Origin of the sequence: Streptococcus sp. SP8, from assembly GCF_030440045.1 — a bacterium.
GTDB classification, from domain to species: domain Bacteria; phylum Bacillota; class Bacilli; order Lactobacillales; family Streptococcaceae; genus Streptococcus; species Streptococcus parasanguinis_I.
Genome location: NZ_JAQFJL010000001.1, coordinates 300,247 through 313,138, shown reverse-complemented (window position 1 = coordinate 313,138; position 12,892 = coordinate 300,247). Strand labels below are relative to the sequence as shown.

Annotated in this window: 9 protein-coding genes; 8 read left to right on the top strand and 1 reads right to left on the bottom strand. The window is 43.8% G+C overall.

The genetic code is table 11. The features are described 5' to 3' along the window. The first annotated feature begins 27 nt into the window (after positions 1-27). The 3 genes from ligA to pulA all read left to right on the top strand — a co-directional run bounded on the left by ligA (position 28) and on the right by pulA (position 5,334). The gene (ligA, locus tag PCY11_RS01565) at positions 28-1,986 is read left to right on the top strand and encodes an NAD-dependent DNA ligase LigA (RefSeq protein WP_070845467.1); all 1,959 of its coding nucleotides are present in this window, start codon (positions 28-30) and stop codon (positions 1,984-1,986) included. A gap of 9 nt (positions 1,987-1,995) precedes the next feature. Next, positions 1,996-2,958 carry a diacylglycerol kinase family lipid kinase gene (locus PCY11_RS01560; protein WP_003006748.1) on the top strand — a complete coding sequence of 321 codons (963 nt, stop codon included), beginning with the start codon at positions 1,996-1,998 and terminating at the stop codon, positions 2,956-2,958. Positions 2,959-3,036: 78 nt separating this feature from the next. Next, positions 3,037-5,334, top strand: a complete 2,298-nt coding sequence (pulA, locus tag PCY11_RS01555; RefSeq protein WP_070845468.1) for a type I pullulanase — start codon at positions 3,037-3,039, stop codon at positions 5,332-5,334. Positions 5,335-5,388: 54 nt separating this feature from the next. On the opposite strand, the gene PCY11_RS01550 is transcribed toward pulA, so the two are convergent. Next, positions 5,389-7,548 carry an LTA synthase family protein gene (locus tag PCY11_RS01550; protein WP_049474753.1) on the bottom strand — a complete coding sequence of 720 codons (2,160 nt, stop codon included), beginning with the start codon at positions 7,546-7,548 and terminating at the stop codon, positions 5,389-5,391. 230 nt (positions 7,549-7,778) lie between these two features. Between PCY11_RS01550 and PCY11_RS01545 the strand changes: the two genes are divergently transcribed. The 5 genes from PCY11_RS01545 (at position 7,779) to aroC (ending at position 12,887) form a co-directional block, all read left to right on the top strand. After that, a complete protein-coding gene (locus tag PCY11_RS01545; RefSeq protein ID WP_045759329.1) occupies positions 7,779-8,942 on the top strand; it encodes a class I SAM-dependent rRNA methyltransferase in 1,164 nt (387 codons plus the stop codon). After that, positions 8,939-9,616, top strand: coding sequence for a type I 3-dehydroquinate dehydratase (gene aroD, locus PCY11_RS01540; protein WP_070845469.1), 678 nt, complete (start codon positions 8,939-8,941; stop codon positions 9,614-9,616). The genes PCY11_RS01545 and aroD overlap by 4 nt, the downstream gene beginning before the upstream one ends. After that, positions 9,606-10,478 (top strand): shikimate dehydrogenase, encoded by an 873-nt coding sequence (gene aroE / locus PCY11_RS01535; protein ID WP_070845470.1) that lies wholly within the window; start codon positions 9,606-9,608, stop codon positions 10,476-10,478. The genes aroD and aroE overlap by 11 nt, the downstream gene beginning before the upstream one ends. Positions 10,479-10,640: 162 nt before the next feature. Beyond that, positions 10,641-11,714: a 3-dehydroquinate synthase gene (aroB, locus tag PCY11_RS01530; RefSeq protein ID WP_070845471.1), complete on the top strand. Its 1,074-nt coding sequence runs from the start codon at positions 10,641-10,643 to the stop codon at positions 11,712-11,714. Between the two features lie 6 nt (positions 11,715-11,720). Further along, complete coding sequence (gene aroC / locus PCY11_RS01525; RefSeq protein WP_024055974.1) at positions 11,721-12,887, top strand: chorismate synthase; 1,167 nt, start codon at positions 11,721-11,723, stop codon at positions 12,885-12,887. Positions 12,888-12,892 lie beyond the last annotated feature (5 nt).

The following is a 12,892-nucleotide window of genomic DNA, read 5'->3' as shown; positions in this document are numbered from 1 at the left end:
ATTAAGATTTTATGATAAAATAAGAACATGAAAACCAGAATGAAAGAATTAGTGGAATTACTCAATCGCTATGCTTATGAGTATTACACAAAAGACGCTCCATCTGTTTCAGATAGTGAATATGATCAACTATATCGGGAGTTGGTGGAACTCGAAATCGCTCATCCAGATGAGATCTTACCAGAGAGTCCAACTCACCGTGTAGGTGGTGTGGTTTTAAAAGGTTTTACTAAATACCAGCACCAGTATCCCCTTTATAGTTTGCAGGATGCTTTTTCACGTGAAGAATTGGAAGCTTTTGATCAGCGTGTCCGTAAGGAATTTCCTTCCATCAGCTATGTATGCGAGTTGAAGATCGATGGCTTGTCCATTTCCCTCACCTATGAAAATGGTGTCCTTGTAACAGGAGCAACACGTGGGGATGGTTCTGTCGGTGAGGATATTACAGAGAATCTCAAGCGGGTCAAGGACATTCCTTTGGTGTTACCAGAGCCAGTGAACATTACAGTTCGAGGCGAGTGCTACATGCCACGGGCTTCCTTTGATCGGGTCAATCAGATCCGTCAAGAAAATGGCGAGCCTGAGTTTGCCAATCCACGGAATGCTGCTGCAGGAACGCTTCGCCAATTGGATACGAAAATCGTGGCCAAGCGAAATCTCGCGACCTTCTTGTATCAAGAAGTGAGTCCAACTGATCAAAGCAGTCAGGAAGGCGTGCTTGAGAAATTAGCCCGCTTAGGCTTTGTTGTGAACCGAGAGCGAGTGCTGGCTGAGGATATGGAGCAAATTTGGGACTTTATCCAAAAAGTAGCTCAGCTTCGAGAGGATCTTCCCTACGATATCGATGGGATCGTCATCAAGGTCAATGACCTAGCTGTTCAAGAAGAACTAGGCTTTACCGTAAAAGCTCCTAAATGGGCTGTCGCCTATAAGTTTCCAGCTGAAGAAAAAGAAGCGAAAATCTTATCGGTGGATTGGACGGTTGGACGGACCGGAGTTGTGACCCCAACTGCCAATCTAACTCCAGTCCAGCTAGCCGGAACCACTGTTAGTCGGGCAACCTTGCACAATGTGGACTATATTGCTGAAAAAGACATTCATCAGGATGATACCGTCATTGTCTACAAGGCGGGTGATATCATTCCAGCGGTCTTGCGTGTTGTCAAAGATAAGCGAGTCTCTGATCAAGCATTAGCCATTCCAACTCATTGTCCGAGCTGCCAGAGTGAGTTGCTTCATTTTGAGGATGAGGTGGCCCTTCGCTGTATCAATCCGCTCTGTCCAGCACAGATTAAGGAAGGATTGAACCACTTTGCCAGTCGGGATGCTATGAATATCACAGGCTTGGGTCCAGCTGTTGTAGAGAAACTCTTTGCAGCTCAGTTAGTAGAGGATGTGGCAGGGATCTATCGCCTAAGCGTAGAGGATCTATTGACCTTAGAAGGCTTTAAAGAAAAATCTGCTGAAAAACTCCATGAAGCCATTCAAGCTTCAAAAGAGAATTCAGCTGAGAAGTTACTCTTTGGTTTGGGGATCCGCCATGTCGGTAGCAAGGTTAGTCAAATCTTGCTCCAAGAATTCCATGGCCTCGATCAATTGGCAACAGCTGATCCAGAACGGATTGCCAGCATTGATAGTCTCGGTATGGTCGTGGCTGAAAGCCTTAAGAGTTATTTCGCGCAAGAAGGATCCAAGCGTCTCTTGCAAGAGCTCAAAGAAGCTGGTGTCAATATGGCTTATCTTGGTGAAAAAGTCGCTGCTGATGCGGCCCTATCAGGAATGACAGTCGTTTTGACTGGGAAGCTAGAGCGCCTCACGCGTTCAGAAGCCAAGGCAAAATTAGAAAGTCTGGGCGCTAAGGTAACTGGATCGGTTTCCAAAAAAACAGATTTGGTCGTTGCAGGTAGTGACGCTGGTAGCAAGTTAACCAAAGCACAAGAATTAGGAATCCAGGTAGAAGATGAGGCCTGGCTTGAAAGTTTATAGAGGATCTTTATGGTAGAACGAATCAAAAAAGCCCGTTTAATTTATAATCCGACCTCTGGGCAAGAAATTATCAAGAAAAATATTGCGGAAGTCTTGGACGTACTTGAAGACGTGGGCTATGAAACCAGCGCTTATCAAACGACTCCTGAACCATTTTCTGCCCAAAATGAAGCAGAAAGAGCCGCTAAAGCAGGCTTTGATTTAATCATTGCCGCTGGTGGAGATGGTACGATTAACGAAGTGGTCAATGGGGTTGCAGGTCTGGAAAATCGTCCACAGATGGCCTTTATCCCGACCGGTACCACCAATGACTATGCGCGTGCCTTGAAGATCCCGATGGGCGATCCTGTGGCAGCTGCCCGCATTATTGAAAAAAATCAAACCATTCAGATGGATATTGGTCGTGCCTATGGCAGTAAGTATTTCATCAACATTGCTGCAGCAGGAACCATGACAGAATTGACCTTCAGTGTTCCAAGTAGTGTTAAATCTCGCTTGGGTTACTTTGCCTATGTGGCAGAAGCTGCTAAAATGTTGCCGCGAAACAAGGCTCGTAAGGTGCGGATTGAGCATGACAATGGTGTCTTTGAAGGGCCAGCGTCTATGATTTTCGTGGCCTTGACCAACTCCATTGCTGGTTTTGAAAGTGTCGCGCCAGATGCTAAGCTTGATGATGGGAACTTTACCTTGATTATCGTAAAAACTGCTAAGCTCTTTAACATGTTGTCCTTGATGATTCAGGCCATCAATGGAGGCAAGCATGTGCACGATGAAAATGTAGAATATCTCAAGACCAAGAAGTTGACGATCGAAATGTTAGGAAAAAATGCTCAACCATTCCGTATCAATCTAGATGGGGAGTACGGAGGAGATACTCCAGTTGAATTGGAAGTCTTCCATAATCACTTGGAATTCTTTGCAAATATTGATGAAATCAACAACGATGCTTTGGTTCACCCATCTGAAGAATAAAAACAAATAGTTGGAGTCCGTTACGTGTTTTACAAGCGGATGGTTCCTTCGGTATTAAATTGGAAATAGGAAAATGTTATGCGACAATACCATGTAAAGCTTCATTTTCATAAGCAAAAAGGAAATTATTTTGCCTATGATATGTGGCAGTGGCAGGATCAAGTAGAAGGAAAATCAGTCTCTTTCTCCAAGTTGGATTATTTTGGAGTAGAAGGCAATCTAATTTATGAGAGCGAAGAACCCTTGAACCGGGGCCATGTCTTGGTCAAAGAAGGGGATTGGCTCACCAAGACCCGTGATTTTGAAATCGAACTTTTACCAGAAGGCTATGTTCGAGAAGTATGGATTCTCGATGGAGACGATACAGTCTATTATTCTTTGCAAGCTGCTTTGACGAGTCATGCCTACAGCCATCGTCAGCCTCATGCCTACGATATGGCAATGCGTCCTAGAGAGTTTGATGCTAAATGGGCGTATCAAGGATGGCTCGGTCATCGGGAGGAAGAAGGGGAGCATTGCTTTAAACTGTGGGCACCAACGGCTAAGAAAGTTGAATTGTTGCTTTATCAATCAACAGACTCGGATGCGCCTATTTGGAAGAGCATTCCGATGACGCGTGGTAAACAAGAGTCTAGCTACCACCCAGAAAATACCCATGGTGTTTGGATTTTAGATTTTCTAGGAAATTTAAGTGGCATGGCCTATCAATATCGTGTGCATTTTGAACACCATACTCAAGTAACGCGCGATCCTTATAGCATTGCAACGACAGCCGATGGGATGCGCTCAGCCATTCTTTCACGAGCAGATCGTCAGTTTGATTGGGGTCCTAAAAAAGGCGCCGATGCGACTCCTTGGCGCTTGGACAATCCTTGTCAAGCAGTGATTTATGAGATGCACCTTCGGGATTTGACCAAGTCACCGACATCAGGTGTGGACGAGTCTTTACGTGGAACCTATCTGGGGGCTTGCCAAGAAGGAACCGTCAATAGCCATGGTGATGCGACTGCCTTTGATTATATCCGTCAGTTAGGTGTCAATGTCGTGCAACTGCAGCCCATCTCTGATCGCTTTAAACAGTACGACGAAGAAGGCCAGGTGACCTATAATTGGGGTTACGACGTTCAGAATTATTCTGCACCAGAAACTAGCTTTTCAACGGATCCATCCAATCCGAAACAAACCATGAAAGAGCTTAAAACGATGATCCGGGCTTATCATGACGCTGGGATTTCGGTAGTCATAGATGTGGTCTACAATCATACCTACTCAACTGAGCATGGTCCTTTCCAAAATACAGTTCCGGATTATTATTACCGGATGGAGCCAGATGGGCGCTTCCAAAATGGGACAGGTGTCGGAAATGAGACGGCAAGTGAGCATGAAATGTACCGCAAGTACATGATTGATTCCCTTATGCACTGGGTCAAAGAGTACCAGATCGATGGTTTCCGCTTTGATTTGATGGGCATTCACGATGTGACGACAATGAATGCTATTCGGGAGGCGATGGATGCTCTGGATCCTCGCATTCTCCTTTATGGAGAAGGTTGGGATATGGGAACCGGTCTCGCACCAGAGGATAAGGCTAAGAAAGACAATGCGGCGCAATTGCCACGTATTGGATTCTTTAACGACACGGAGCGCGATGCTATTAAAGGAGCTGAGGTTTATGGTTCCATCAAACGTGGCTTTGTCAGCCGAAAATCAACAGAGAATATCGTTGCGCGTGCTGTTCTAGGCAGTGCAGAGCTGGGTCATTATTTAAGTCCGAATCAGGTTTTGAATTATGTGGAGGCTCATGACAATTATAATCTCTATGACTTGCTTCAGACCCTCCATCCAAATGAAGAAGTAGCAGGCTTAGTCAAGCGCTCAGAGTTGGCTACGGCCATGAACCTGCTCTTCCAGGGTATGACCTTTATGCAATTGGGTCAAGAGTTTATGCGGACTAAATTGGTAGCGACAGGTCCTGATGGAGAGATCACACCTTTGGATCGTGAGCGGGCCATGAATTCCTACAATGCTCCAGATTTTGTGAATCAGGTCAACTGGGATCTGGTCAGTCAAAACAAGGAATCAATTGCCTATATCCGAAGCTTGATCAATTTGAAGACAAGTCTTCCTGTCTTAGGGCTTGAAAGCTATGATAAAATCTACCAACAAGTCTTTATCCAATCTGCAACTGATTGTAGTGGACTTCTGATATTTGAACTAACAGGAGACAAGAAGTACTTGGTCATCTTCAACGCCAGCGGACTTCCATATTACCTCCAAAATTCAGATAAATTGAAATTGATGGTTGGAAATAGTCGTCATAAACGGCCATTCTATGTGGAGAATTTAACGGCTTCTGTTTTTGAAGTCCTAGACTAAGTTCTTTTTAAAGGAATCACAAAATCCCTGAGTTTAAAAACTCAGGGATTCTTTTTATTTAGAAGAACTGCTACTGGTCTCTGTTGAGGAAGAACTATCGTCTTCTGGGTGCAATTCTTTATAAGTAGGTGCCTTGAAGAGATCAACGGTGGACTGATTGCCACGTTGGTTATAAAGGCTGGTTGATTTGTCACCTTTTTCCTTTTCAATCTTCTTCAATGCCTTGAAGGAATTAGTGTAGGAATAATCATCTGGATTGACTTTTCCAAGATCATTGCCCTTGAAGAAGCGAAGGAGGTCACCGGTCTGGATGCTATCGCTAATCTTCAATTGCAGGTTAGCAGCCTCCCTAATCTTGTCCAGTTCTTCCTTGGTTTTTTCGTCTGGGTTCGTGATTTCCTCACCTGTTTTGGTGTAATAGGTCCGGCCACTATAGCTCGTATACTCTGGAGTTACAAAGTAGTTAGCGGAGCGGAAGGCGACGATTTGATCATGATCTGGTGAGAGCATATCTTGACCAACTTGGAGGAATTTGTTGGATTCAATGCCTAGCAAATGTTCCAAGGTTGGGAGCATATCAATTTCGCCACCATAGGTGTTGATAATGCCTCCTTTGTCCATTCCAGGAATAACTACCATATAAGGAACGCGTTGCAACATGGCATTGTCATAGCTTGACCACGTTTCAGAGTTCTTACCAAGTAGAGGGGCAAGAGCTGGGTTGCGGGAGTTTGAAATTCCGTAGTGGTCCCCATAGAGAACGATGATGGAATTTTTGTAAAGACCAGATTCTTTCAGGTAATCAAAGAAGGCCTTGATCGAAGAATCTAGGTAGTTAGCGGTCGCAAAATAGCCATTGATGGTTTCGTCCTGAGTCTTAGCTAGAGGGAAGCCGAGATCATCTCCTGACAAGCTAGTTGTATAAGGATAGTGGTTGGAAACCGTAATGAACTTCGTATAGAAAGGCTGTTGCAATCTTTCTAGGTATTTGATGGAATCCTTGAGCATGTATTTGTCATTAAGACCATACTGGAAGGAATTGCTGCTGTTTTGTTTGGTGAAGTAGCTGGCATCAAAGAAGTAATTGTAGCCCCATTGTTTATAGGCGGTATTCCGGTTCCAGAAACTTCCAGCATTCCCGTGGAAAACAGCGCTTGAGTTGTAACCATTTTTTGAAAGAATAAATGGTGCAGCCTGTTGGGTATTGGTTCCACCATAGTTCACCATAAAGGAACCTTGGTTGAGTCCGAAGAGGCCTGTTTCAATCATGGTCTCCGCATCAGACGTTTTCCCTGCCTTAACTTGGTTAAAAACATTTGAAAAGGCAAAGGTTTCTTTCGAGTGGTAAAGTGAGTTTAAGAAAGGTGTCACTTCATATTCTTTATCGTCTACTTTCAACTTGTAATCGATCAAGAATTGTTGGAAACTTTCCAAGTGAATGTAGATAACATTACGGCCTTTGGCCATTCCAAAGTACTCAGGATTAGGCTTGGCATAATGCTGTTGGATATATTCTTCCACCGGTTTTAAATCTGCTTCGGAGGCTTTGGAACGTTCTTTGTTGGCAGCATAGGTCTGATTAGCGCTATAACCCAGAAAGGCTGGTAAGCCTAGGGCACGAACGACATAGTAGTTTGAGAACCCACGAGTCAAGAGCTCAGGTCGGTCAATTTCTGCGAGGAAAAGGTTGGCCGAAAAGAGCATAGCCGATAAAGAGGTAACCGCAAAACTAGCTCGTTTATTGAAGGGACGATTGTCCATTCGAATCCATTTCTTAAAGAAGAAGAAAGCTAGAATAGGGAAATCTAGAATGTAGATCACATCCCAAGGTCGGAACAATTCTAAAGCAGCAGCTCCGAGACCGGCAGAAACCTTGCTGGAAGCCAACATGGTATTGACCGTTACGAAGTCTGTAAACTCTCGATAATAGATGGAGTTGGAAATCAACCAAATAAATAAGAGAAGGTAGATCCCAAAGGCCAAACTATAAAAGAGCTTGGTTCGTTTGATATAAAGTGCAAGACCAATGAAGAGCAGACTAATCGGCAATGGGTTGATCACTGCTAGAAAAATCTGATACGGTCCCTGAATGTCTAAATTAAAATCAACTGAATAGGCCCACATGGTTTTGAACCAGTAGAGCAACAGAAGGGTCAAGACAAATCCTAGTCTGGTACTCATGAAATTGAGTATCGAATTCGTAATTTTTTTCACAAAATGTTACTTCCTTGTCTTATTTCCTAAAAATTTTCATATACAAGTATACCACAATTTTATGGAGAAAGAAAAAAATGACTGTAAAGGAGAGGAAAGAAATAGGAAAGATCCGGCATTTTATATCATTTGAAGCTAAATGATGAAAGCTAGGATAAAACGGTAAAAAAAGTTCCAGTAAATAAAGCCTCTCTTTGTGAAAACTGCAGACTTTTGCTATAATAGAGGATATGAAAAAACTCACAGTTAGTCGCCAAGTCGCAACAAAAATCAAACAAGGACAATCCCTTCTTGAAAAGCAAGATTTTGAGTCACTTCCTGCTTTGGATCAAGAGGTTCAATTGCTTTCAGGAGATGGACAATACCTCGGAGTCGGATACTTATCTGAACAAAATAAAGGGATTGGATGGTTTGTTTCACAAGAGTTGGTCGCTTTTGATCAAGACTTTTTTAAAAAGCTTTTCATCAAAGCCAAGCAATACCGTCGTTCTTATTATGCGGATGAAACGACGACGGCCTTTCGTCTCTTTAACCAAGATGGAGATGGTTTTGGTGGCTTTACGGTTGACTTATATGGTGAGTTTGTTGTTTTTTCTTGGTACAATCCCTTCGTATTTCAGATTAAGGAAACCATTCTAGCAGCCTTTCAAGAAGCTTTTTCAGAAGTCCGAGGCGGCTATGAAAAGATTCGCTTTAAAGGTTTGGACTATGAATCGGCTCATGTCTATGGAGAAGAAGCTCCGCAAGAATTTTTGATTCTTGAAAATGGGGTCTCTTACCAAGTCTTTCTCAATGATGGCTTGATGACGGGGATCTTTTTGGACCAGCATGAAGTCCGAGGAAGTTTAGTTGAGGGGCTCGCTGCTGGTAAGTCCTTGCTCAATATGTTCTCTTATACAGCTGCTTTTTCTGTTGCAGCTGCCATGGGCGGAGCAGTAGAGACGACTTCGGTCGATCTGGCTAAGAGAAGTAGAGAATTATCAGAAGCGCATTTTGTGGCAAATGGCTTGGCGCTGGATGCTCATCGTTTTGTCGTGATGGATGTCTTTGACTATTACAAATATGCCAAACGCCATGAGCTAAGCTATGATGTGATCGTACTCGATCCGCCTAGCTTTGCGCGGAATAAAAAACGGACCTTTTCAGTCGCTAAAGATTACCATCGGTTGGTGAGCGAGGCCCTCGAGATTTTAAATCCAGGTGGGACCGTGATTCTCAGTACCAATGCGGCAAATGTGACCAAAGAAAAATTTAAAAAACAAATCGAAAAGGGATTTCAAGGGCGTAAACATCGTTATGTAGCAGAATACGGCCTTCCGGGAGATTTTCGATGGAACAAGAAAGAAGAAAGTAGTAATTACTTAAAAGTATTTACGATTAGGGTGGATGTATGAAGTTAGTTGTGTCGATTATGCCTCGCTCCTTAGAAGAGGCGCAACAACTAGATGGTTCGCGTTACGATGATGCGGATGTCATTGAGTGGCGTGCGGACTTTTTAGAAAAAAGCGAGATCTTAACCGTCGCTCCTGCAGTTTTTGAGAAATTTGCTGGACGCGAGATTTTATTCACCTTGCGGACTCGAGCTGAAGGTGGAGGGATGGAGCTGACTAATGAAGAATATGTTGGGATCCTGAAAGATATTCAATCCATCTATCATCCGGATTATATCGATTTCGAGTATTATAGTCACCGTGAAGTCTTTGAAGAGATGTTGGAATTTTCAAATCTTGTTCTCAGCTACCATAACTTCCAAGAAACTCCGGAAAATATGATGGAGATCTTATCGGAATTGACCAGTTTTTCTCCAAAATTAGTCAAAGTATCTGTCATGGCCCACAATGAACAAGATGTTCTTGACTTGATGAATTATACGCGTGGTTTCAAGACACTGAACCCTGAGCAAGAATATGTAACGATTTCCATGGGCAAGGTCGGGAAGATTTCGCGCTTGACAGCTGATTTGACAGGCTCTTCTTGGTCTTATGCTAGAGTCGGAGATGAAAGTGCTCCAGGTCAAATTCCTCTTGAAAATATGAGAAGAATTCGGGAGTTATTAAATGAAGATTGACGGATATACTCGGATGGCAGCGGTCATTGCCCATCCCATTCGTCATAGTATTTCTCCTTTCATCCATAATCTAGCCTATGAATTAACAGCGACCAATGCTGCTTATCTAGCTTGGGATATTGCTGAAGAAGACTTAGAAAGCACCATCAGCCAAATTCGTAAGTTGGATATGATTGGGGCCAATATCTCCATGCCCTACAAGCAGAAGGTCTTTCCTTACTTAGATGAAGTGGATGAGATGGCCCGAAAGATCGGTTCTGTCAATACTATCGTTCACCGCGATGGTAAGCTTAAAGGCTATAATACAGATGGGATAGGTTTCTTTCGTAGTTTACCTCCTGCTTTCTCTATTAAGGGAAAAACAATGGTTCTCTTAGGTGCAGGTGGTGCAGCTTTAGCGATTATTGCACAGGCGATTCATCTAGGTGTGAAACGTATCCTTGTCTTTGTGAGAGAGGAGAGATTAGTTCATTATCGTTCAATAGTTCAGTTGGTTGAAGAAGGCTTTGATTTCTTGATAGAATTGTATGCGATTGAGAAAGATGAAGATGTTCAAAACTCTTTTCATCAAGCTGATCTCATCTTAAATGCCACTGGTGTTGGAATGGATGGTCAGTCTCTTCCAATAGCGAGTCACTTGACCTTTCCCCCACATGCCTTAATCGTAGAGATGGCTTACTATCCGGCAGTGACCCCCTTTCTGCAATTGGCAGTGAATCAAGGAAACCAGAGGGTAAATGGGCTGGGAATGCTCTTTTATCAAGCTGAAGCAGCCTTTGAATTAATGACTGGGAAAGTATTTCCTACAGAGTCTGTATGGGAAGCATTGACAACAGAATATCGCCAATTTGTATGTGACTAAGAGAGGGTTTTACCTTTTCCTATTGAAATAGCTTTAAGAGATTAGAACAAGAACTGATTTTAAAAAAAACAGTCTTGCTCTAGTCTCTTTTTCATTTTGATTGAGACATGTGCCTTATTTCATGATAAGATAGAATCAAAGAAAAACGTGAAGGAGATTCCTATGAACGTATCGGTACCTATTCCAGGACATTCCTATGATATTGTGATTGAAAGAGGTGGTCTCAACCAGGTTGGAGACTGGTTGCGCACTCTTTGGGGTGATAAAAAAGTCGCGATCATTTCCGATAACCGCGTGGCTAAGCTATATGCCTCTATCGTAGAGAAGAGCCTGGAGAAAGCTGGTTTTCAAGTGGTACGCTTTGAGTTTCTTCAAGGGGAAGCTAGTAAGAATCTAACCACTGTTTCAAAAGTCTATGACTTTCTAGCTACCCAGGGCATGACGCGCAGTGATGGAATCGTTGCTCTTGGGGGTGGCGTAGTTGGTGATTTGGCTGGTTTTGCTGCCTCGACCTATATGCGAGGAATTTCCTTTGTTCAGATCCCGACTAGCTTGACCGCACAGGTGGACTCCTCTATCGGAGGAAAAACAGGAGTCAACACAGCACTTGCTAAAAACATGGTAGGGACCTTTGCTCAACCAGATGGTGTGTTTATTGATCCTGAAGTGTTGAGCACTTTGGGGCAACGTGAATTGATCGAGGGGATGGGCGAAGTCATCAAGTACGGCCTCATCCAAGATACTGAACTCTGGGAAGAATTGGAAGCCATGGATGGTTCTGTCCAGAGTATTTTAGAGCATGCAGAGAGCATCATTTCTCATTCTTGTCTGGTGAAGCGAGACCATGTTGTGGCAGATGAGCTGGACAATGGCATTCGACTGTATCTCAATTTTGGGCATACCATTGGGCATGCCATTGAAGCGATAGCGGGTTATGGGCAGGTTATGCATGGAGAAGCTGTCAGTATGGGCATGGTGCAGCTCTCCCGAGTTGCAGAAGAAAAGGGCTTGATGCCAAAAGGAATCAGCCAACAAATCGAAGAAATGTGCCGGAAATTTGGCCTTCCGGTGGCCTATGAGAACTGGGATAAAGAATCCCTTTATCAAGCCTTGACCCATGACAAAAAAGTGCGTGGGACGAACTTGAAATTAGTAATTGTTCCAGAGTTGGGGCAAGCAGCGATTCATCAAATTCCTCTTCAAGAAATGAAGGACTTTTTAGAAAGAAAGGAATAAGGTCGTATGAGATATTTGACAGCAGGAGAGTCCCATGGACCTCGACTAACAGCCATCATCGAGGGGGTTCCGGCAGGCCTTCCTTTATCTGAAGAGGATATTAATAAAGAACTCAAACGTCGACAAGGTGGCTATGGTCGTGGTGCTCGGATGAAAATCGAGAGTGACCGTGTTGAGATCACATCAGGGGTCCGTCATGGCTTGACTATAGGAGGTCCGATTACTCTGAATGTGACCAATCTGGATCACCAAAAATGGCTGGAGATCATGAATGTAGAACCGGTCGAAGAGAAAAAGAAAAATCTGCGTAAGATCACCAAGCCACGTCCTGGTCATGCCGATCTAGTCGGAGGGATAAAATACCGTTTCGATGATCTCCGTAATTCCTTAGAGCGTTCTTCTGCTCGTGAGACAACCATGCGTGTAGCTGTTGGTGCAGTTGCTAAACGGATTTTAGAAGAGATCGGTATTGAAGTGGCCAGCCACATTGTGAATTTTGGGGGAATCGAGATTGCAATTCCCGAGAATCTAACCGTTTCAGAAATCAAGGAAAAGGCAGCGAAGTCGGAAGTCTCGATTGTTGTGCCAGAACAAGAAGAAGCCGTTAAGGCCTACATTGACCAAGTGAAAAAAGATGGCGATACCATCGGGGGAATTGTGGAAACCTTGGTTGGTGGTGTGCCTGTTGGACTAGGATCCTATGTGCAATGGGACAAGAAATTGGATGCAAAAATCGCTCAAGGAGTGGTCTCTATCAATGCCTTTAAGGGAGTGGAGTTTGGTCTTGGTTTTGAAGCAGGTCGCCTAAAAGGTAGTCAAGTTATGGATGAAATCATCTGGTCTCAAGAAACCGGCTATACCCGTCGCACCAATAATCTTGGTGGTTTTGAAGGGGGCATGACCAATGGTGAGCCCATTCTGGTTCGTGGTGTCATGAAGCCTATTCCGACCCTCTACAAACCTTTGATGAGTGTGGATATTGAAACCCATGAGCCTTATAAGGCAACGGTTGAGCGCAGCGACCCAACGGCTCTGCCAGCTGCAGGAGTGGTGATGGAAGCAGTGGTCGCAACAGTCCTTGCTACAGAAGTGCTTGAAAAATTCTCATCCGATAACTTGGAAGAATTGAAAGAAGCTGTTGCTAAGCACCGGGACTTTACGAAGAATTTTTAAGAGAA

Coding starts and splice junctions, on each gene's coding strand:
- aroD (WP_070845469.1), top strand. CDS start 8,939: ATGAAGTTAGTTGTGTCGATTATGCCTCGCTCCTTAGAAGAGGCGCAA.
- pulA (WP_070845468.1), top strand. CDS start 3,037: ATGCGACAATACCATGTAAAGCTTCATTTTCATAAGCAAAAAGGAAAT.
- PCY11_RS01545 (WP_045759329.1), top strand. CDS start 7,779: ATGAAAAAACTCACAGTTAGTCGCCAAGTCGCAACAAAAATCAAACAA.
- aroB (WP_070845471.1), top strand. CDS start 10,641: ATGAACGTATCGGTACCTATTCCAGGACATTCCTATGATATTGTGATT.
- ligA (WP_070845467.1), top strand. CDS start 28: ATGAAAACCAGAATGAAAGAATTAGTGGAATTACTCAATCGCTATGCT.
- aroE (WP_070845470.1), top strand. CDS start 9,606: ATGAAGATTGACGGATATACTCGGATGGCAGCGGTCATTGCCCATCCC.
- PCY11_RS01560 (WP_003006748.1), top strand. CDS start 1,996: ATGGTAGAACGAATCAAAAAAGCCCGTTTAATTTATAATCCGACCTCT.
- aroC (WP_024055974.1), top strand. CDS start 11,721: ATGAGATATTTGACAGCAGGAGAGTCCCATGGACCTCGACTAACAGCC.